Consider the following 21,306-nt stretch of genomic DNA (forward strand, 5'->3'; position numbering starts at 1 on the left):
GTTTCTGGCACGCATATTGCGTTAGAGGGCGGGCCAAAAGCGCGCTAAGAGGGGGAGGCAGGATGCGGACGGCAGAGGAGTACAGGGCGAAGCTCCGCTCCATGCGCAAAAATGTTTATATTGACGGCAAGCTGGTGGAAAGGGACGACCCGCAGTTAATCCCGGGCATAAACGTTATTGCCGAGACGTTTAATTTCGCCCACGACCCTGCGTACGCGGAGTTGATGACGGCCAGGTCCCACCTCACCGGCAAGACCATCAACCGTTTCACCCACATCCACCAGAGCGTGGAAGACCTGCTGAAGAAGCAGGAGATGACGCGCGTTTTGTGCCAGCACGTGGGCGGGTGCATCCAGCGCTGCATGGGTGTTGACGCTTTAAACGCCCTTTCCGTGGTCACAAAGGAATGTGACCTGGCCATGGGCACCAGCTACCACGAGCGCTTCTTAAGGTACCTGGAGTATTTCCAGGAGAACGACCTGGTGGGCAACTGCGCGCAGACCGACGTGAAGGGGGACCGCATGAAGCGCCCCCACGAGCAGGCGGACCCAGACCTGTACGTGCGGGTGGTGGAAAGGCGCAGCGACGGCATTGTGGTGCGCGGGGCCAAGGCCCACAACACTATAGCCCCCTATGCCGAGGAAATCATCGTGCTGCCCACCCGCCACATGACGGAGAAGGACGCCGACTGGGCGGTGGCCTTTGCCGTGCCCGCGGATGCCGAGGGGGTGTACCTGATCTGCCGGGCCACCGCCCCCAGGCCCAGGAAAGAGCTGAAGGCACCCATTGCCGAGTACGGCGGCGCCGATTCCCTGACCGTGTTTGACAACGTCTTTGTGCCGTGGGAGCGCGTTTTTCTCTGCGGCGAAACGAAGTTTGCCGGACGGCTGGCCCTGATGTTTGCCAACTATCACCGGCACAGTTACACCGGGTGCAAGCCGGCCATGACGGACATCATCATGGGAGCCGCCGCCTTGGTTGCCGAGTACAACGGCATTGAAAAGGCCTCCCATGTACGCGACAAGCTGGCCGAGCTGGTGGCCATTGCCGAGCTGGTTTACGGCACCGGCATAGCCTCCGCGGTGAAGGCGTACCGGGCAGCCTCCGGCACGTACGTACCCGACTTCGTCTACACCAACGTGGCGCGCTACCACGCCGGCGTGAACGTCTACCGCGAATATGAGATCCTGGCCGACCTTGCCGGCGGCTTGCCGGCAACCCTGCCCCCGGAGGGAGACTTCCTGAATCCCGTCACCAGGGGGTTCCTGGAGAAATACATCATGCGCAACCCGGCCATCAGCGCGGAAAACCAGCACCGCTGCTTCCGCATGCTCAGCGACCTGCTTTGCTCGGCCCACGCCGGCGTGAAGCAGGTGGCCGGCGTGCACGGGGGTGGCTCGCCCATCATGGAGAAAATCTCCATTATGGGCTCCTACGACATGGAGGCCAAGAAGAAGATAGCCAAGCGCCTGGCGGGAATCCAGGATTAAAAAATACCGGCAAAGGAGGAGGATTTGGATGCCAGTACACGGGATCAAGAACGTTTGCGTGGTGGGTGCCGGCAACATGGGGCACCAGATAGCCCTCTGCTTTGCCATTGCCGGATACCAAGTCAAGTGCACCGACATCAACCCGGAGGTCCTGAAGAAGGCGGAGGAGTTTGCCGACAGGTACCTGCCCGAGCGGGTGGCCAAGGGCAAGATGAGTGAGGAGGTTGCCAGGCAAGCCAGGGCCAACCTCAGCTTTACCCTGGATTTAAAGGAAGCTGCCGCGGACGCCGACGTGGTGGTGGAGGCCATCATTGAAAAGCTGGATGCCAAGCGGGAGCTTTTTGCCCGGCTGGACGAAATATGCCCTCCCCACACCATCCTGGCCACCAACAGCTCTTTCATTGTCAGCTCCAAGATCGCCACGGCTACCAGGCGGCCGGAGAAGGTTTGCAACATGCACTTCTTTAACCCCGCCCTGGTCATGAAGTTGGTGGAGGTAGTTAAAGGGCCGCACACCGCGCAAGAGACGGCGCAAATAATCCTCGACCTGGCCAGGGACATCGGTAAGGTCCCGGTGCTGCTGCAAAAGGAAATTTACGGCTTTCTCGTCAACCGCATCCTGTCGGCCATCACCCACGAGGCCCTGTACCTTTACGACATGGGCATAGCTTCCCACGAGGACATTGACCGGGCGGTGGAGCTGGCCCTCGGCCACCCCATGGGTCCCTTCCGCCTGATGGACCTGACGGGAATCGACCTCTCTTACTACATTGCCATGGAGCGCTACCGGGAGACCGGTGACCCTGCCCACAAGCCCTCCCCGGTCATCGTGGAGAAGTTTGTGAAGAAGGAGTGGGGCCGAAAGACCGGCAAGGGCTTCTACGATTACAGCGACGCCAAGTAGCGGGAAAGGAGAAGTTGGGAATGCGGGAAGCGGTAATTGTGGGGGCGGTCAGAACGCCCATCGCGCGGGAAAACAGCGCCTTGAGGGACGTGCCGCCGGAGACCCTGGCCGCCATCGTGATGAAGGAGGTGGTGGCCAGGAGCGGCCTGCAAAATCCCGGGCTGATTGACGAGGTCATCTTTGGACACTGCCTGGGCGCTCCCGGGTGCATTGGCCGCATGGCCTTGTTAAAGGCCGGCCTGCCCATGGAGATACCCGCCATTACCATTGACCGCCAGTGCGGTTCAGGGTCGACGGCCGTAAACCTGGCTGCCGCGCACATCTGGGCCGGCGTGGGGGACCTGTACCTGGTGGGCGGCGTGGAGAGCATGACCCGCCAGCCTTACCTGCTGGAAAAACCCCTCTCCTTCCAGCGCTTTCCACCCAGCTGGATACCACGCCGGCCCCTCTCCCCCCCGGAGATCGGCGACCCGCCCATGGGTATCACGGCGGAAAATGTGGCCGAGCGCTTCCACGTTTCCCGGGAAGAGCAGGACGAATTTGCCTACTTGAGCCAAATCAAGGCGGCCAGGGCCATCAGGGAGGGGAGGTTTAAAGAGCAGATTGTGCCTGTAATCATACCGCAAAAAAAGGGCGACCCGGTGGTATTTGAGGTAGATGAGCACCCGCGCCCCAACACCACGGTGGAGGTCCTGGCCACGCTTCCCCCTGTCTTCAAGCCGGGCGGTACCGTGACCGCCGGAAACTCTTCGGGGATCAACGACGGCGCGGCGGCCCTTTTGGTGGCCTCGCGGGAGAAAGCGGAAGAGCTCGGCCTGCGGCCCCTGGCCGCCATCCGGGCCTTTGCCTCGGCAGGCGTGGACCCCAACATCATGGGCATGGGGCCCGTGCCGGCCACCCGCAAGGCCCTGGCCAGGGCGGGCCTGACGATCGAGCAAATGGACGTCATCGAGCTAAACGAAGCCTTTGCCTCCCAGGCCATTGCCTGCTGCCGCGAGCTGGGCATTGACTGGCGGGACCAGGAAAAATTCAACCCCAACGGCGGGGCCATTGCCCTCGGTCACCCCATAGCGGCCACCCTGGCCATCCTGGTGGTCAAGGCGGTGTACGAGCTGCACCGCAGAGGCGGCCGGTATGCGCTGATCACCGCCTGCTGCGGCGGCGGGCAGGGCGTGGCCACAATTATAGAAAGGTGCTGAGGATTGATGCTGTAATGTGTGCTGTTTCTCCCCTCCTCTCCCCTTTTTATTTCTTTTTGCCGGTATTATGTTACAATATGAAACACTGTGGCTTTATTATGAAACACGTGGCGTGAAAATTCCGAAGCTTGCCCGATAAACAAATAAACAGAAAATATGCTTTACTCTGAATAGAATAAAACCACAAGGGGCACAGTTTTTGCACATTCATCAGGTCATCCGCGAGAGGTGTTGAGGAAAAACATGGATGTCTTCCTGCAGCAGGTTTTTAACGGCATTATGCTGGGGAGCACCTACGCGGTGGTGGCGGCAGGGCTTACCCTTGTTTTTGGCATCCTCCACGTTCCCAATTTTGCCCACGGTCACTTCTACATGATCGGGGCGTACGTGACCTTCTTCCTCGTTACCTCTTGGAAGCTCGGTTTCTGGCCGGCGGTACTGCTGTCCTGTCTTGTGCTGGCCTTGTTGGGGGTGGTGGTGGAGAGGCTGGCTTTCCGGCCCATGCGGGGCCAGCCCCAGGTCAACGCCTTTATTTCCGCCATCGGCGTGCTGATGTTTTTAGAGGCCTTGGTGACGCTCGTTTGGGGCCCGGAAGGTCACCGCATACCCAATCCTTACCCCGCCACGGTCAACCTGTGGGGGCTGGTGACCACCCAGCAGAGGCTGTTGGTAATTGTCACCGCCGCGCTCCTCATTTTCCTCCTCAACCTTTTCATCAAGAAGACCCTCCTGGGAGCGACCATTGAGGCGGTGGCCCAGAACCGTGAGGGAGCCATGCTGGTAGGGATTAACGTTGACCGCGTTTCCTCCATTACCTTTGCCCTCTCTGCCGCCACGGCGGCCATAGCGGCTTCTGTGGTGGCCCCTATATTTATCATCACGCCCACCATGGGCGCCCTCGTGGGCATGAAGGCCTTCATCATCGTCATTTTGGGCGGGCTGGGCAACATACCCGGCGCCATTTGGGGAGGGTACATCCTGGGGCTCGTGGAAGCGCTGGGCGGCGGCTACATTTCGGCAGACTACAAGGACGTCTTTGCTTTCGGGCTTCTCATTCTCGTACTTGCACTGAGGCCTGCCGGCCTGTTTGGAAAGGAGAGCAGCTAGTGTGGGAGCATCTGGGCTAATATTGCGCAAATGTATGTATCTGTTCTTGCTGCTGATTGCCGTGCTTGTGCCGCAGGTGGTCACCAGCCGCTACATCCTGCAAATCCTCATTATCTGCTACATTTTTGCCGTGGCCACCTCGAGCCTTAACCTCCTCTTGGGTTATACCGGCCAGGTTTCGCTGGCCCACGCGGGGTTCTTTGCCATCGGCGCGTACGGCGTGGCCATCATGACCACCAGGTCGGGTCTCAATTTCTGGTGGGCCCTTTTGCTGGCCGCAGCCGTGAGCGCGCTGGTGGGCTTCCTGGTGGGCATCCCCATGCTCCGCACGCGCGGCTCCTATTTCGCCATCGCCAGCCTGTGCTTTGGCGTAATTGTGGGCATCGTGGCGGGGAGCTGGAGCAGCTTTACCGGCGGCTACCTAGGAATCCTGGGGGTACCGCTGCCTCCCCCGCTAAACCTGCCCGGAATGGGCGCGCTGGGCTTTCAATCGAAGGCAGCGCAGTACTACCTGGCCCTCGCCCTCCTGCTCTTGACCCTGTTTGTCATGCACCGCCTTGTGAACTCCCCGCTCGGCCTTAGCTTTATGGCCGTGCGCAATAACGAGCTTCTGGCCGGCGCCGTGGGCATAAACACTTTTGCCGTAAAACTGCTCTCCTTTACCGTGGCCAGTTTTTTCGCCGGGCTGGCCGGCGGGCTATACGCCAGCTTTATGAGGACCGTCAGCCCGGAGGTGGCCTCCATTCACCTCATGTTTAACTGGGTGGTGTACCTGCTTCTGGGTGGAGCCGGAACCCTTGCGGGACCGGTGGTCGGTACGCTGGCCATTACCGCGCTGACGGAAGTCACGCAGTCCTTTAAGGACTACAGCCTGCTGGTTTTTGGCGCCCTGCTGGTGGTGGCCATGATTTACTGCCCGCGGGGGCTCGTGGGTGCCTGGGAAGCTATGCAAAGAAGGCTCGGTACACCTTTAAAACGGTTCAGACAGGTGGGAGTGAGAGATGCTAAGGGTTGAGGGGCTCACGAAGAAGTTCGGCGGCCTGCTGGCGGTAAACAAGGTTAGCTTTACCGCGCATAAGGGCGAGGTGCTGGCCCTTATTGGGCCCAACGGGGCCGGCAAGACGACGGTCTTTAACCTCATCAGCGGGGCTCTCAGGCCGACCGCGGGGCAGGTTTACCTGGAGGGAAAGCCTATCGGGGGCAAAAAGCCCTATCAGGTGGCCAAAATGGGCATAGCGCGCACATTTCAGACGACCACCGTTTTCGACCAGCTAAAGGTGCTTGACAACCTCCTGGTGGCCCACAAGCTCCGTACCTCCAGCGGTCTGGTTGACACTATCTTGCGTACGCGGCGCTGGAAGAAAGAACTGGAGGAGAGCCGTGCCCGGGCCATGGAGGTGCTGGATTTTATAGGCCTGAAAGAAAAAGCGCTGGCACCGGTGCAGGTCCTGACCCAGGAGGAAAGGAAACGCCTGGCCATAGGGGTAGCCCTGGCCACCGGGCCCAAGGTGCTGTTACTTGACGAGCCCACTGCCGGGCTGCTCCAGGAGGAAACAGAGGGTATTTTCGGGCTTATCAAGAGCCTGAAGCAAAGGGGCATGACGGTATGCGTTATCGAGCATAAAATGCGCATGGTCATGAACCTGGCCGACCGGGTGGTGGTTTTAAACTACGGCCACAAGATTGCGGAAGGCACTCCCGAGGAAGTAAGCAGGAACGAGCTGGTCATCCAGGCCTACCTGGGAGGAGAGCATGTTGCTTAGGCTGCGCGGCGTGCACGTATCCATAGGCGAGATTACCATCATCCACGACGTGAGCCTCGAAGTAAGAAAAGGAGAGGTTGTCGCCCTTTTGGGAAGCAACGGTGCGGGCAAAACCACCCTCTTCAAAGCCATCGCGGGGGTGATCAAGCCGAGCCGGGGAGCCATTGAGTTTGAGGGGGAAGAAATCCAGCACCTCCCGGCGGATAAGGTCGTGCAGCGCGGCCTGGTCCTCTGCCCGGAAGGGCGCCAGCTTTTCCCCCAACTCTCCGTTTACAAGAACCTCCTGCTCGGCGCCTATGTAAGGAGAAAGGAGAAGAAAAAGGTAGAGCAAACACTCGAGTGGGTGTACGCGCTGTTTCCCATCCTGAGGGAAAGGAGGGAGCAACCGGCAGGGACTTTGAGCGGCGGGGAGCAGCAGATGCTGGCCATCGGGCGTGCCTTAATGTCCGGGCCCAAGGTGCTTCTTTTGGACGAGCCGACCATGGGCCTGGCACCGCTGGTGGTGGCCAGGATCGCCGAGGTAATCAAGGAGATCAGCAAGGCGGGAACGACGGTGTTCCTATCGGAGCAGAACGCCCACATGGCCCTGAAGATAACGGAGAGGGGGTATGTGCTGGAGAACGGGCGGGTGGTTCTGGAGGGACCGAGCGCGAGGCTGATTGAAGACCCCGTAGTGAAAAGGGCTTACCTGGGGGTTTAAAACGGATTTTGCGAAAACAGCCCTGAAAGGAGGCGCTCAGGATGAGGAGAAAAACTTTACGGGGGGCCTGGTTGCTGCTTCTCATCTGCGGGCTCTTGGTTTCCGCCGTAGCGGTTGGGTGTGCGAAAAAAGAGGGGGCACCGGGAGGACAGCAGGCGGTAAAAGAAATTGTTATCGGGTACAATGCTCCCCTTAGCGGCCCGGCAGCCGAGTACGGTCGGGACGTCACCAACGGCGTAGAGATGGCCATAAATGAAATCAACGAAGCGGGCGGCATTACCGTGGGCAACCAGAAGTATAAGTTCCGGCTGGAAAAGCTGGACCACCGGGCAGATCCCAACCAGGCCGTAGCCAACGCCCGCCGCCTGCGCGAGCAGTTCAACGCGCGGATCATCTTTGACCCCGTGTTCACCTGCATTGCGCCGCAGCTGAAAATCAACGAGGAAAAGGGCAACGAGTTTTTGATGATGGCCTACACCTCCACCCCGTTGGTGGACAAAACGGGCAACAAGCTCATGGTCAGCATAACCCCTCCCTTCCTGGGCTATCTCTACGGGTTTGTGGATGCGGCCTGGGAAGAGGGCTGGCGCAAGATCGGCATGGTGGTGACCGCCGGTGCTTACGGTGAGGAGTGGCGCAAGCTCTTCAAGGAGGCGTGGGAGAAGAAAGGAGGGACCATCACCGCCGACCAGCCGGCCAACTACTACACGCAGACGGACTTTTCGGCACAGCTCACGGCGGTGCTGGCCACCAAGCCGGACGCCCTCCTTATCGGTGGCCCTTCTGGCCCCACGGCCCTGGTCATTGAGCAGGCGCGCAACCTCGGCTTCAAGGGCGGCTTCATCCTTGTGGACCAGGCGAAAATGGACTACATCATTGACGTTTCCCTTAAGGGGAAAATGGACCTGATGGGCACCACCGTCGGGGTAGGTCCTTTTACCAACTATCCCTCGGAGGGAGCACAGTCCTTTGTGAAGAAGTACCGGGAAAAGTACAACGTCTACCCCACCTGGGAAGCAGCCCTGAACTACACGGCCATGCACGCCCTGGCCAAGGCCATGGTCAAGGCGGGCACGGTGGAGGACGTGTATGCCATCAGGGCGGCCTTTGAGCAGGTTCTGCCCATGGAAAGAAACAAGTACCCCACTGACTGCGTGGGCATCCTAAAGGCAGGCCGCATGTTTATCCCCAACACGGTCGGGATAATAAGGAACGGGCAATACACATCTCCCAGAACTCTGGTCTGGTGGGCTAAAACAGAGGACGAGTTCAAGAAATTCAAAGAAATGATGAACGCCCCTGACCTGGCCAAGTGGTTCCCCATCAAAGAATACCTGGAGTAACTACATGCTTCTAGCGCCCACACCCGTGAGTTACAAAAGGCCTCCTCGGAGGTGAGGAGGCCCCTTTTTTTGGGTGCCGGGCGTTCCTGGAAAACAATTGCGGGGGATTTACTTTGCACCGTCTTTTTTGACGAGGACAGTGTGGGCTTCAGGGTAACCCCAGCTTACCCCTTACGTATGCCCCGACTTCTTCAACGGCCTGGGTTGCCTCCGGCACATTTGGTGCGAAAGCGTGGAATACGTGCCACATGCCCTCCCAGATCTTGAAGGCCACCTCAACACCTGCGGCGCGCGCCCGCGCGACGAGGCGGACCGCGTCATCCAGCAGGCACTCGTCCTCCCCCACGTGAACCAGCATGGGTGGGAGACCTCGTAAGTCCGCATGGATAGGCGAAACCAGGGGGTGGCGCGGGTCCACGTTGCGGGTATAAACGGCGGCCATGGCTTTAATTCCTTCCGGGTCCAGGAAGGGGTCCGTGGCGGCGCGCGTCTTCATGGACTCCCCGCTGCATTCCATGTCCGTCCACGGGGACAGCAGCACGGCGGCGGCGGGCAGTGGGTCGCCGGCATCGCGCAAGACGATAAGCGTGGCCACCGTGAGGCCCCCGCCTGCCGAATCGCCACCGACGACTATATGTTTTGGGGAGATCCCGGCAGAAATTAGCCACCTGTAAGCTGTTGCCGCGTCCTCGATGGCCGCCGGAAACGGGTGCTCCGGGGCGAGGCGGTACTCGATGACCAGCGCGCGGGCAGCCGTGGCCCGGGAGAGTTTGGCCGCCAGGGCGCGGTGCGTGTGGCAGCTTCCCAGGCAGTAGCCGCCCCCGTGGAGGTAGAGGAAGACGCAATCACCGGCCGCATTTGGAGCTGTTACCCATTCCCCGGGGATCCCGTTGATGGTTACTCTTTCCACCCGCACATCCGGTTCAAGGGGCCGGTTGCCGAACATTTCTTCAAACAACTGCCGCAATTCTGCAATGGAGGCCCTTCTCTGTGCGGAGAGGGCTGCCTTTTGCTTTAAGAGGATCTCGCGTACGGCTTTGCTCCCCTGGCTGGCCACGTCTTGACCCCCTTCTATCCATATGCTTTAGAAGATATTAGATATGGGCTTCAATAAAGCCCTGGGCGGCAAACGACCCAGGGCTTTAAAAGGATCTTATTCCCACTTCTTCTTCTCTTCTTCCACCAGTACACGCCTAAGCAGCTTACCCACCGCCGACTTGGGGAGTTCCTTCCTGAATTCGACCATCTTGGGCACTTTATACGGCGCCAGCTTTTGGCGGCAGTATTCGATTATTTCTTCCTCCGTGGCGCTTTCCCCTTCTTTGAGGACGATGTAGGCCTTCACCGTCTCCCCGCGGTAGGGGTCGGGAATGCCGGCCACCACGGCCTCCTTAATTTTCGGGTGTTCGAAGAGCACCTCTTCTATTTCGCGCGGGTAGATGTTGTAGCCGCTGGCGATGATCATGTCCTTCTTGCGGTCCACAATGTAGAAGTACCCGTCTTCGTCCATCCGGGCCAGGTCGCCGGTATAAAGCCACCCGTTGCGCAGTGCCCGCGCCGTCTCCTCGGGCCTGTTCCAGTAGCCTTTCATGACCTGGGGTCCCCTGATGACCAGCTCGCCCACCTCCCCCGGCGGCAGGAACTTTGTCCCGGTTTCCGCGTCCACTATTGCCGCGTCGGTAGCCGGGTAGGGTATGCCAATGCTGCCGGGTTTTACGCCTCCAAAAATAGGGTTGGCGTGGGTTACCGGCGAAGCTTCGGACAACCCGTAACCTTCAGACATCACTGAATCGGTTCCTTCCAGCTTCTTGCTGAGCCCGTGAAATACCTCCAGGGGAAGGGGTGCCGCGCCGGAGTTGTAAACCATCACGTTGGCGTAATCCTTGAAGTTTTGAAACTCCGGGCTGTTAAGAATGGCCACAAACATGGTGGGCACCCCGGGGAAGTAGGTGGGCTTGAGCTCGCTGATGACCTTGGCCACTTCACCCGGCACAAACCTGGGCAGGAGGATCATGGTGGTGCCCGCCGCAATGGCCAGGTTCATACAGCAGGTCATACCGTAAACGTGGAAGAAGGGCAGAACGCTGAGGATGCGCTGCTTCTTTTCTTCCCCAATGAAGAAGTAGTTGGTCTGCATGGTGTTGGCGTAAAGGTTGTAGTGGGTGAGCATGGCGGCCTTGGGCACGCCGGTGGTACCCCCCGTGTATTGGAGCACGGCCAGGTCTTCTTCCGGGTTTATTTCTATCTCAGGCGCCGGGGGACGGTCTACCGCGTACAGGTCGGGGAACCAGATGGTGTCATCCGGCAGGGCTTCCGGCTTGCCTGCAAAGCCGGTAAGGAAGACCTTTTCCAGGGGTGTGTTCTCCCGCACGTTTTTGACCCGGGGATAGAGGTCCAGGAGGGTGACCATCATTTTCGACCCCGAGTCGTTGACCTGGAACTGGATTTCCCTCTCCACGTACATGGGGTTGGTGTTGACCACTATGCCGCCTATGCTCAGGATGGCGTAATAGGCGATGACAAAATCGGGGCAGTTGGGCAGCATTACCGCCACCCGGTCCCCCTTGCGCAGGCCCATCTCGTACAGGGCGGCAGCGGCCCTCCTTACACAGGCCGCCAGCTGGGCGTAGGAAATCTGGTGCTGGTAAAAGACAATGGCCGTCTTGTCCGGGTACTTCTGAGCCGCATCAAAGAGGAGGCTGTGCAGGGTCCGCGGTTCGATCTTTATGTCCCACTTTACCCCGCCGTTTTCATATACCTTCAGGTAGGGCCTTGGAAAGTCCATCCCCTCTAACACCTCCCGCAAATCTCCCTAGCAATCTGACCCCGTGGGATGCATTTCCCCGGGTGCTGGCGCCGGCTGCAAATGAATTTACTAAATCTTTACATAATTTAGTCGCCTCCAATGCACCTCCCCGTACCTCCGGAGCCGCATTAAAAAAACGGTGCTGGAGCTCCTGCGGGCTTTCCCTTGCAATACCCGTACCCGGCTTGCAAGACTTGCTCTGCATTTCCATCGCCCGCCTCACTGGTGAAAGATGATGGCGTAGTTAAATGCCGGGTTGTTTTAAATTTGTAACCTCATGTTTCTTTTTGAAACGGTGGTACCTGCGTTTAAATGGCTGCCCGGGGCAGCCCCGTCTCCCGCGTTAAGACCTGCAGTTTTACTTTCCACCGTCTTTTACAACCTGGTTCCCCCAAACTGCCGGCAGATCCCCGCGTGCGACCAGCACGCCCGCCCGAAAGGCCTTGAGGTTGAGCTGCCGTGCCGGGCCGCTGAAGAGCTCCCCGATAACTTTTTCGTAGGCGGGTACGGCCATGGGTAGCAGTTCCGAGCCGGCCAGAGCGCCGGTCATAACCATGTTGGCGGCTACCGGGCTGCCCATATGGTGCGCTATTTCCGTGGCGTTGAAGGCCAGCACGCCTGCGCTTATGCGCCGCACCGCTTCCATCAAGGCCTGCGTTTCGGGATAGGTGTCGGCTCCGCTCAACACCCCCAGGGGGTAGTTAGGATGAAGGTTCATGATTACCCTGGTTAGAGGGTTTCCGTAGTTTAAAAGGGCCCGCAGGGTTTCCAGCGGTTCAAAGCCCACGATGATCGTTGCGCGGTGGCGCGGGATTAACGGGCCGTACCGGCGGTACCGCGAGATGCGCACGTGGCTCGTTACCGATCCCCCGCGCTGGGAGGCCCCGAAAGTTTCGCCCACCGCCACCAGGAAGCCGGACTCCACTGCCGCCGCCGCCACCACGTGCGACGCCAGCACCGTGCCCTGGCCGCCTACCCCGGTGATGATGAGGTTATGCACCATTTCGGGTCACCTCTTCCACCACTATGGCCCCCTGCGGGCAGAGGGTCGCGCATACGCCGCAGCCGGTGCAAACCGTTTCGTCTATCTTTGCGCGGCCGAGAGCTGCATCCCAGGTGTTGGCCGGGCACCCGAACACCCGGCTGCAGAAGCGGTGGCAGCCGCAGGCGTCCCCCAGGCACCGTTTGGGGTCTACATAAACTCGCGGCTTTTTCTCCTGGCGCGCCGTGAGCAGGGCGTACGCGCGGCGCAGTACCAGGACCCTGACACCGTCTTGCCGCAGCAGCCGGTATAGCGCTTCCACCGCGCCCTTGACGTCGTAGGGGTCGTGTACCGTGACCGGGATGCCGAAGGCTCCGGCCACCTCTTCCATGCTTAAGGCCGGCACCCTCTTGCCGAGGGCGGTGACCCCTGAGCCCGGGTGGGGCTGGTGCCCGGTCATGGCCGTGGTCCCGTTGTCTAGAACCACCAGGAGAAAGCGTGATTGGTTGTAGCGGGCGTTAATGAGGGCCGGTACCGCCGCATGGTAGAAAGTGGAGTCGCCCACCAGGGCAACAACAGGCTGCGAAAAGCCGAGCCGCTCCAGCTTGCCCAGGCCGCTGGCCATGCCTACTCCGGAACCCATGGCGTGTACGGTTTGCATCAGGTAGTGGCCGCTGCGGCCTGCACCCAAGGTGTAGCAGCCGATGTCCCCCAGCACCACCACCTCACGCCCGTCTAGGGCGATGGCGGTTTTCAGGGCCCAAAAGGAAGCCCGGTGCGGGCAACCGGCGCAGAAGCCCAGCTCGCGGCGCGGTATTTTCTTTACCAGCTCCCGGGCCTCCCGCCCGTAGTCTCCCGGTTGTGCCTCGTAGGGGATCCCGGCCAGTGCGGCCAGGGCCCGGATTACGGTATCGACGTCGATTTCTCCCAGTCCGGGACCTTTCGGCCCGGCCACGTGGCCCGACTTCTTGCCGTACAGGGCCAGGGGAAAAACTTCCTCCAGGTGGCACGCCACCAGGTATCCTACGTTTTCCTCGTGAAAGGGTTCCACCTCTTCCACAAAGAGCACCTTGGAAGCACTTTTGAGGTGCCTCAGCAAAAACTTTTCCGGCAAGGGCCAGCTCATGCCCAGCTTGAGGATGCCCACCCGCCCTTCGAGGCCCAGCACTTCCACCGCTTCCCGGGCGTAAAGGTAGCCCGGACCGGCGGTGATTACCAGGATTTCCGGCTCGGGCGGCCCCTGGTAAGCATTGAAGGGCCAGCCTTCCCCGATCTCCCTTGCTTGGGCCAGCCTTTCTTCCTGGATGCGGTGGTAGGCTACATGGGTTATGTAGCGTTCCTGGCAGCCGATGTGGGGCCTCCCTGCCGGCTTTGGCGGCAGCGTTCCCAGGACCACGTTTCCGCTCGCGTGGCATACCCGGGTCACGCACCGCAGCATGACCGGTGCCCTCAGTTGCTCCGCAAGCCCGAAGGCGGCCACCGTCATGTCCCTGGCCTCCTGGGGATCGGCAGGCTCCAGGATGACCAGGTGGGCCACCTTGCCGAGGTACCGGGAATCTTCCTCCTTGACGCTGGAGTGGGCGCCGGGATCATCTGCAACTACCACCACGAGGCCCCCTTTGGTTCCCGAGGCGGAGAGGGCTGTCAGGGTGTCCAGGGCCACGTTGAGGCCGTCGGCCTTCATGATGCAGATGGACCGCAGGCCGGCAAGGGAGGCCGCTGCCGCCCCCTCCAGGGCCACTTTTTCATTGACCGACCACTCGGCGTAGAAACCGCGCTCTTCGGCCAGGGCGGCCAGCACTTCAAGCACCTCGGCGGAGGGGGAGCCCGGATAGGAGGAAGCGTAAGCAATCCCGGCCTCCAGGGCCCCGCGGGCCACCGCCTCGTTTCCGGTTAGGAGCACCGACCGTCCGGGGTCGTCAAGGCGCACACCGGAGGCGCTCACCGTTGATCCCTCCCCGTCAGGGCCTGCCGGTAGCCGGCGGGAATTAGCAGGTAGGAGCTTTCGCCGCGGGAGGCCTGGACCTCCAGGGCGCGCAGCTTTTTGCTGCGCACTGCCGCGCGTAAAGCTGGCAGCCGCTCCGGCGGGTAGGGCCTGACTTCTATGGCCCCCGCTTCCAGGGCCGCCCTCACCAGCGCTTCACCCCGCTTGCTACGGATGACCAGAGTATTCCAGGCTTCGTCGTACTCCGTGGACCCGACCGCTACGTCGGCAAACTCCGCGGTAGGGTCAAAACACTCCCGGCAGGCCGGGCGTATGAAGCCGCGCACTTCCTCTACGGGCTTGCAGAGCGGGCCCCTGTCGGTGCGGACCAGCATGCTCTCCGGCGAGAAATCTACTTTAAGGATACGGGCCTTCCCGGCTACGGCCCGCAGGAAGGCGTGAAAGCCCGGCTCCAGCGCCCAGAAGCAAAAGAGGCCCACGACCAGAGCGACCTTCCTGCCTGCAAGATGGTGTGCCTCTATGCCCTGCACTGCCTGCAATTTGCGTACGGCCAGCACCTGGCAGGGGCGCCCCACCACCGCCACCGGCTCCACTCCCCGGCGGGCCGCCTCGTGCAGGGCCCGGAGAGAGGGTGCAGCGGAATACTTGGACCCTGCGCAGGCCAGCACCTCATCCGGGCTTACTGCCAGCGCCGGTTGCGGCATTTCGCCCGGGGCACCGGCGGTCAGCACGGCTCCGCGGATCTTGCCGCCATCCAGCGCGAAAATAATCAGGGCGCTCACCACTCCCCCGTACTGGCCGGCTGCGGCAACCACCGGATCGGTGGCCCGGGCGAAAAGAATCTGCCGGTAATGGCCCAGCACGTGATCGGCCCGCGGCGCGCCGAAAACACGGCGGTCCATTTCCTCCCAGTCCGTTGGAGTTCGCGGGCAGACCCGAAAGCAGTTCCCCTCCTCCAGCCCGCAGTGGTGAATCATAACCACCCTTTCGGCGGCGGCCTGAAGGTAAGGGCACAGGTCTAGGCAGAGGCCGCAACTAACGCACTGACCAGTTTGCAAAACCTGGCGCAGGAGATCGCCGGGTCCCCCGGGCAAGGTTATCACCCCGATTGGCTGCCGGCCTTGAAGTAAACTTAAGCAAAGCACACCGCGCTTGCTGCCGGGGGCCGCTTTGCAGGCGGGCCAACATAGCCGTCGGCACCAACCTACTGTTGCCTCCGGTATAAGCGAGATGTTTCATTTTGTAACAGGACGTTCATCTGTGCAATACTTGTGCCCTGAAGCTACCTTCCCTTAAAGTTGGGAGGTCTCTTTTCAAAGAAGGCCAAGCTTCCCTCTTTGGCGTCCTCGCTGGCGAAGACCACCGCCGAACCGGCGCGCTCGATTTTCAGCCCCTCTTCGATGGTGGTGTTGAGGCCCTGGTTGACGGCCCTTAAAATCTCCCTGATGGCCAAGGGTGCCCCTTTGGCCAGCCTGGCGGCCAGTGCCTTTGCTTCGGCGAGGACGTCCCCTGCAGGAACCACTTTATTTACCAGGCCCCAGGCGAGAGCATCCTGGGCGCCGATGGGATCGCCGGTGAGCATGGCCAGAAGCGCCCGGGTTTTCCCGATCAGCCTCGGCAGCCGCTGCGTGCCTCCCCACCCCGGTATGATGCCCAGCCTTACCTCCGGCAAGGCCATCTGAGCTGAGGCGGATAAGATGCGCAGGTGGCAGGCCAGGGCAAGCTCGGTGCCGCCGCCGTAGGAGCTGCCCTGCAGGGCGGCAATGACCGGCTTGGGGTAATTTTCTATCTTCGAGAACAGTTCCTGGCCGCTGATTTCCGGTTCCTTGCCCTCCCGGACATCCTTAAACTCGTTTATGTCCGCGCCGGCGGAGAAGAGCTTTTCCCCGCTACCGGTTAAGACTATCGCCCTGACTCCCTCATCGTTTAAGCACTCATCAAGCAGGAGGCTCAGCTCCTTTAGCACTGCCTGGCTCAGGGCATTGACGGGCGGGTTGTTAATGGTCGCCACCAGGTAGCCGTTCTCCCTCTCCACCACGAGCTTTGCGTACGGCACTTTTCCCCCTCCTTAAAACAAGCTGGTGCGATAGACCCATAGCAAATGTTATGCCCCGGTTCGGGAAAGCCTGGTCATGTATTAAGGTCAGGGGCAGTTTCCGGGGTGGTTCAAATTTTAAACCGCGGGGTTAACTACTTAAACTTAATGTGTTGCGGGGCAATCGGGAGGACGGGCAGGGTCTGGTACACGGCTTGCAAGGGGGTGAGAGGCAGAACAGCATACGGTTGCAGGGGGGAAGCTTTAGCCGATGATCAGTTTTAAACTAACAGAAGAGCAGGAGCAAATCAGGAAGCTGGCCAGGTCCTTTGCGGAGAAGGAGATTATCCCCATAGCTGCCGAGTATGACGAAAAAGAGGAGATCCCCTGGCACATAGTGGAAAAGGCCCACGCGCTCGGCTTAATGAACCGCACGGTCCCGGTGGAGTACGGCGGTCAGGGATTGGACCACGTCACCGACGCCATTGTGGCCGAGGAACTCGCTTACGGTTGCCTGGGCATAAGCGGTGCCCTGGGAGCCAACGGGCTAGCGCTGGCCCCCATTTTAATAGCCGGTACCCCCGAACAAAAAGAGAAGTTTTTAAAGCCCTTCTGCGCCAAGCCGCAGCTGGCTGCCTTCTGCCTTACGGAACCCAATGCCGGTTCCGACGTGGCCAGCATTTCCACCACCGCCGTGCGAGACGGCGACTACTACGTGATTAACGGGCGGAAGTGCTTTATCACCAACGGCGGGATAGCGTCCCTGTACACCGTGTTTGCGACGGTGGATAAGAGCAAAGGCTTGAAAGGTATCACGGCCTTTATCGTTCCCGGGGACACCCCGGGCATAAGCATGGGCAGGAAGGAAAAGAAGATGGGCGACCGTGCTTCCCATGTGGCCGAAGTAATTTTTGAAGACGTCAGGGTGCCCAAGGAAAACGTGCTGTGGTCCGAAGGGCAGGGCTTCAAGATTGCCATGATGACCCTGGACAGGACCCGGCCCATTGTGGGCGCCGCGGCAGTGGGCGTAGCCCGCCGCGCCCTGGAGGAAGCCATCAAATATTCCAAGCAGAGGGTGCAGTTTGGCAAGCCCATCTGCGAAAACCAGGCCATCCAGTTCATGCTGGCCGACATGGCCACCAAGGTAGAAACGGCCCGCCTCCTGGTGTGGTACGCCTGCTGGCTTCTCGACCAGGGACTGCCCGTAAGCAAGATAGGGGCCATGGCCAAGATGTACGCTGCCGATGTGGCCATGTCGGTAACAGTGGATGCCGTCCAGATCTTTGGCGGGTACGGCTACATGCGGGATTACCCGGTAGAAAAGCTGATGCGGGACGCCAAAATACTGCAGATATATGAAGGCACAAACCAGATCCAGAGAATCGTCATTGCCAGGAACCTCCTGGCATGAAGTTCACCTGCAGGTCGGTTTGCTCCTTCCCGGAAAAACCAGGGGCGGCCCTCCGGCGGCAGGAGGCCATCCCCTGGTTTTGGTTTTTGGGGGCGGCAGGATTCATCGCGCAAGGTGTCCAAATGTTTTAAATATTTATAAGTGCTCCCTCGTGGGTTTCGGGAGGGAAAATCGGGTGAACCGGGTAACCATAGGTGTGGTTGCTCCGTGCAAGGATTTTGCCGCCACGGTAGAGAAACTGACCGGCAACATGGAGGACGCGGAGTTCCTTATTTTGGAGGAGCACGGAGAGCTCATAATCTCGCTGCACGAATGGGAGAAAGAGGGAAAGGTGGAGGGAATAGTTGCCAGGGGCCTGACGGCTGCAGAATTAAAGAAGCAGCTGAGGATACCTGTGGTGGCCGCAGAGCCTTCGAGCTTTGACCTTGCCGAAGCCCTGTGGCGGGCAAGGGCGTTTGCCCACGAAATTGCCCTGCTGTGCTTTGAAAGCCAGCCCTCGCGGGTTGATTTCGACCGCATTGCCGGGGTCCTGGGGGTAAAGTTTAAGGTGTTTGCCTACCGCACCAGAGAGGAAGCCGAGGACGTTATCGAGCAGGTTCTCTACCACCGGGTAGGAGCGGTAGCCTGCACGGAACCGGGGGACTATCGCAAAATCGGCAGTTACGGCTTGAAGGCCGTGCTGGTGCAAAGCGGCAGGGAAGTTGTCTGCGACGCCCTGAAGAAGGCTTTGAAATTATGCCAGGCGCGGAGGCGGGACATCCGCCTTTGCCGGTATTTCCAAGCCATTCTAGGCAGTTCTTACGATGGCATTCTGGCGGTGGAAGACGGGCGGGTGACCATTTTTAACCCGGTGGCCGAAAAAGTAACCGGCATCAAAGCGGTTGAGGTGCTGGGGAAACCGGCGGCGGAAGTGTGCCGGGCAAACGGCGCCTGCCAGGTCCTCCTGGGGGACGGTAAAGAAGTAAAGGACCTCCTCGTTTACCTCGAGGATACGGCCCTGATGGTCAACCGTGTGCCCGTCAGGCTGGGGATGAGCAACGGGCTGATTGTGACTTTCCAGATTTCGGAGAAAGTGCGCCGTATGGGGTCCAGGGTGACCAAGGCAAGGGAAGAAACAGGCGGCAAAGGGCTGGTGGCCAGGTATAAGTTCAGCGACATCGTTGGACGCAGCGCGGTTATCCGGGAGGCGATCAGGGAAGCCAAAAGGTACGCCCGCTCCGATGCCCCCGTCTTGATTACTGGCGAGAGCGGCACGGGGAAGGAGCTTTTTGCCCAGAGCATCCATAACGAGAGCAGCCGCCGCGGAGGGCCTTTCGTGGCCGTAAACTGTGCCGCCCTGCCGGAAAGCCTGCTGGAGAGCGAACTTTTTGGCTACGACGAGGGAGCCTTCACCGGTGCCCGCAAGGGCGGGAAGCAGGGGTTGTTTGTGCTGGCGCACGGCGGCACCATCTTCCTGGACGAAATAGGAGACCTGAGCCCCGGCCTGCAGGCAAAGCTCTTGCGCGTCCTGCAGGAAAAGGTGGTCATGCCCTTGGGCGGTCAAACGGTAATACCGGTGGACGTAAGGGTGGTGAGCGCCACCAATCAAGATCTCGCCAGGGCCATTGCTGAGGGGCGCTTCCGCCCCGACCTGTACTACAGGCTCAATATCCTCCACCTCCACCTTCCCCCACTGCGGGAGAGGCTTGAAGACGTGCCGGAGCTTTTCCGGCACTTCCTGGAGCGGCTGGCCGGCCCGGGCAGCACAAGAGCGCTGCAAATAGACGATGAGCTGCTGGAGGAGCTGAAAAAATACCCCTGGCCGGGCAACGTCAGGGAGTTGGAAGGTTTTGTGGAGAGATACGTGGCCCTGGGCGAGGAGGACGTTAACCGCCATACCACCTTTTACCGGCTGCTGGAGAGGCTGGTAAAGCAGGAGTGTACCCCCTTTACCGGCGCGACGCAAAACGGCAGGCTTCCCCAGGCCGGCATCCTGACCGTCAGGCTGGGCAGCCTGGAGGAAATGGAAAAGCAGTTGCTGCAGCAGGCCAGCAAGCTATTTCAGGGAAGCAAAAATGAAATGGCCAGGATGCTTGGGATTAGCCGAACCACCCTGTGGAAGAAACTAAAGGAGCTGGAGTAGCGTTTCAGGGGCAGGCAGAAGAAGCAGGCCCCGGAAGCTGGCTCTTTCCGGGGCGACAAGTCACGCCGGGCGGAACTTGATCCCGTAACGGATTACCCCCTCTTCCTCGTAAATCTTTCTGAAAACCGCCTCCACGGGCATGCCGATGAAGATCTCTTCTTCTTCCGGCACGTCTACCAGCTGGGCAATAATTACGGGTCCTTCTTCCAGCTGGACGAGCGCTACGGGGTACCGGCCTTTGCAGCGGGCAATCTCCGCAAATTCCGGCGGGGCGCCTCCCCCGGCAATGACGGTGTAGGAATAAACCGTGCCCCGCCCGCTGAGCTTTACGGGTGCGAATTCCGCGCTGGACAGGCAGTACTTGCAGACCGCCTTCGGAGGAAAATTGACCTTGCCGCACTTTACGCACTTTTGGCCGACGAGCCTGTACCGTTGGGGTATGGCCCGCTGGTACATGGGGATGGAAATGTGGGCGCCCATCGCATCACCTCTAGATAACTCCTTTTAGCTTCAGATAATGGGTGTAGCTGATATACCTCTTCTTTTCCAGCAGCACAGAGAGGGGAGTTTTGCAGGCCGGCTTCTCTTGTTCCAGGACAAAGCCCACGGCTTGGCTGCCGGATCCCGCCCCGTATGCACAGACCAGCACCCTGTCGCCAGGAGATATATTTTCCATTGTCTGGCAAAGCCCCAGGAGGGTGGAGCAAGCTCCTGTGTCCCCTATTCGCTCATAAACCAGCCCGCCTTTTAGTTGTTCCTCGCTAAACCCCAGCCTCTTCCCCAGAGAGGCGGTTGTACGCAGGTCATAGTAGTGCAGCACTACATGCCTGTATGCTTCCGAAGAACACTCCAGCTTTTTTAACAGGCCCGTTACGGCGGCCTCCACAGCCCGGGTATAAGCCTGGGCAGCAAAGCTTCTCACCCCGATGTCCCGTATGCCCCTCTCACCGGCCTGGCGGTAGCGTACGCCCATAACCTCACTGACATAGCCGTAGGCCCCCTCAAGAACCAGGCCCGGCTCTTCCTTGGCCAGGACAAAGGCGCAGGCGGCTGCGCCCAGGCTGTGCTCAATGTCCTGGGCGGTGCTGGCAGAAGGAGCGTCAGAGACAACTACCAGGGCATACTTTCCCCCAGCTTGGGCCAGGAGGCTGCAGGCGGTAAGCAGGGCTTCCGTGCCGGCTAAGGTGGAGTGGCCGTGGTGGGTGGCCAAAACGTCTGACGGTAACCCCAGGGCCTCCATAATGGTACCGGCCATGACCTTCTCCTGGTAGGGGAAGCTGGTGGAGGCCAGCGCCAGCACGCTGACCTGCTCCGCCTCGATATGCTCGAGGGCATCTTTAGCCGCGGCTACCGCCATGGTAAGGACGTCTTCGTCAACATCCATAACCGTTTTTTCCTTTATCTCGGCGCTGCAACTGCCCCAAGCGCTAATATACTCCTCCCTTTTTAGGCGCAGGTAGGGGAGGTACACACCGTAGGAAACCACGCTTACGCTCATC

General features: G+C 60.2%; 18 protein-coding genes. 10 read left to right on the forward strand and 8 right to left on the reverse strand.

The window, feature by feature from the left end:
- Window positions 1–62 precede the first annotated feature (62 nt).
- The 8 genes from G454_RS0107970 (at window position 63) to G454_RS18320 (ending at window position 8,506) form a co-directional block, all read left to right on the forward strand.
- The gene (locus tag G454_RS0107970) at window positions 63–1,490 is read left to right on the forward strand and encodes a 4-hydroxyphenylacetate 3-hydroxylase family protein (protein ID WP_027718197.1); all 1,428 of its coding nucleotides are present in this window, start codon (window positions 63–65) and stop codon (window positions 1,488–1,490) included.
- Between the two features lie 28 nt (window positions 1,491–1,518).
- The gene (locus G454_RS0107975) at window positions 1,519–2,394 is read left to right on the forward strand and encodes a 3-hydroxyacyl-CoA dehydrogenase family protein (protein WP_027718198.1); all 876 of its coding nucleotides are present in this window, start codon (window positions 1,519–1,521) and stop codon (window positions 2,392–2,394) included.
- A 20-nt stretch (window positions 2,395–2,414) separates the two neighbouring features.
- Complete coding sequence (locus G454_RS0107980; protein ID WP_027718199.1) at window positions 2,415–3,593, forward strand: thiolase family protein; 1,179 nt, start codon at window positions 2,415–2,417, stop codon at window positions 3,591–3,593.
- A 243-nt stretch (window positions 3,594–3,836) separates the two neighbouring features.
- Window positions 3,837–4,700 (forward strand): branched-chain amino acid ABC transporter permease, encoded by an 864-nt coding sequence (locus tag G454_RS0107985; protein WP_027718200.1) that lies wholly within the window; start codon window positions 3,837–3,839, stop codon window positions 4,698–4,700.
- A gap of 34 nt (window positions 4,701–4,734) precedes the next feature.
- Window positions 4,735–5,715 carry a branched-chain amino acid ABC transporter permease gene (locus G454_RS18315; protein WP_051276087.1) on the forward strand — a complete coding sequence of 327 codons (981 nt, stop codon included), beginning with the start codon at window positions 4,735–4,737 and terminating at the stop codon, window positions 5,713–5,715.
- Window positions 5,702–6,463 (forward strand): ABC transporter ATP-binding protein, encoded by a 762-nt coding sequence (locus G454_RS0107995; protein WP_027718201.1) that lies wholly within the window; start codon window positions 5,702–5,704, stop codon window positions 6,461–6,463. Before G454_RS18315 ends, G454_RS0107995 begins: the two co-directional genes overlap by 14 nt.
- Complete coding sequence (locus tag G454_RS0108000) at window positions 6,453–7,163, forward strand: ABC transporter ATP-binding protein (protein ID WP_051276088.1); 711 nt, start codon at window positions 6,453–6,455, stop codon at window positions 7,161–7,163. The genes G454_RS0107995 and G454_RS0108000 overlap by 11 nt, the downstream gene beginning before the upstream one ends.
- Window positions 7,164–7,204: 41 nt before the next feature.
- On the forward strand, window positions 7,205–8,506 hold the full coding sequence (locus G454_RS18320) for an ABC transporter substrate-binding protein (RefSeq protein WP_051276089.1): 1,302 nt from the start codon (window positions 7,205–7,207) through the stop codon (window positions 8,504–8,506).
- Window positions 8,507–8,654: 148 nt separating this feature from the next.
- Here the strand turns inward: G454_RS18320 and G454_RS0108010 are convergent, their stop codons facing one another.
- The 6 genes from G454_RS0108010 to G454_RS0108035 all read right to left on the reverse strand — a co-directional run bounded on the left by G454_RS0108010 (window position 8,655) and on the right by G454_RS0108035 (window position 16,295).
- Entirely contained in the window at window positions 8,655–9,563 is a 909-nt protein-coding gene (locus tag G454_RS0108010; protein WP_027718203.1) for an alpha/beta hydrolase, read from the reverse strand.
- A gap of 96 nt (window positions 9,564–9,659) precedes the next feature.
- The gene (locus G454_RS0108015; protein WP_027718204.1) at window positions 9,660–11,291 is read right to left on the reverse strand and encodes a long-chain-fatty-acid--CoA ligase; all 1,632 of its coding nucleotides are present in this window, start codon (window positions 11,289–11,291) and stop codon (window positions 9,660–9,662) included.
- Window positions 11,292–11,670: 379 nt separating this feature from the next.
- Entirely contained in the window at window positions 11,671–12,315 is a 645-nt protein-coding gene (locus G454_RS21780) for an indolepyruvate oxidoreductase subunit beta (protein WP_051276091.1), read from the reverse strand.
- Complete coding sequence (locus tag G454_RS0108025; RefSeq protein ID WP_051276093.1) at window positions 12,305–14,239, reverse strand: thiamine pyrophosphate-dependent enzyme; 1,935 nt, start codon at window positions 14,237–14,239, stop codon at window positions 12,305–12,307. Before G454_RS0108025 ends, G454_RS21780 begins: the two co-directional genes overlap by 11 nt.
- Window positions 14,236–15,333, reverse strand: a complete 1,098-nt coding sequence (locus G454_RS0108030) for a Coenzyme F420 hydrogenase/dehydrogenase, beta subunit C-terminal domain (protein WP_156896709.1) — start codon at window positions 15,331–15,333, stop codon at window positions 14,236–14,238. The genes G454_RS0108025 and G454_RS0108030 overlap by 4 nt, the downstream gene beginning before the upstream one ends.
- Before the next feature lie 188 nt (window positions 15,334–15,521).
- The gene (locus G454_RS0108035) at window positions 15,522–16,295 is read right to left on the reverse strand and encodes an enoyl-CoA hydratase-related protein (RefSeq protein ID WP_027718207.1); all 774 of its coding nucleotides are present in this window, start codon (window positions 16,293–16,295) and stop codon (window positions 15,522–15,524) included.
- A 250-nt stretch (window positions 16,296–16,545) separates the two neighbouring features.
- On the opposite strand from G454_RS0108035, the gene G454_RS0108040 reads away from it, so the two are divergent.
- Window positions 16,546–17,685, forward strand: coding sequence for an acyl-CoA dehydrogenase family protein (locus G454_RS0108040; RefSeq protein WP_027718208.1), 1,140 nt, complete (start codon window positions 16,546–16,548; stop codon window positions 17,683–17,685).
- Window positions 17,686–17,860: 175 nt separating this feature from the next.
- On the forward strand, window positions 17,861–19,807 hold the full coding sequence (locus G454_RS0108045; protein WP_027718209.1) for a sigma-54-dependent Fis family transcriptional regulator: 1,947 nt from the start codon (window positions 17,861–17,863) through the stop codon (window positions 19,805–19,807).
- Between the two features lie 60 nt (window positions 19,808–19,867).
- On the opposite strand, the gene G454_RS0108050 is transcribed toward G454_RS0108045, so the two are convergent.
- Window positions 19,868–20,287, reverse strand: a complete 420-nt coding sequence (locus G454_RS0108050; protein WP_027718210.1) for a Zn-ribbon domain-containing OB-fold protein — start codon at window positions 20,285–20,287, stop codon at window positions 19,868–19,870.
- Window positions 20,288–20,297: 10 nt separating this feature from the next.
- Window positions 20,298–21,305 (reverse strand): hydroxymethylglutaryl-CoA synthase, encoded by a 1,008-nt coding sequence (locus G454_RS0108055; RefSeq protein ID WP_035107449.1) that lies wholly within the window; start codon window positions 21,303–21,305, stop codon window positions 20,298–20,300.
- Between the last annotated feature and the right edge of the window lies 1 nt (window position 21,306).

Origin of the sequence: Desulfovirgula thermocuniculi DSM 16036, from assembly GCF_000429345.1 — a bacterium.
In the GTDB taxonomy this organism is placed as follows: Bacteria; Bacillota; Desulfotomaculia; order Desulfotomaculales; family Desulfovirgulaceae; genus Desulfovirgula; species Desulfovirgula thermocuniculi.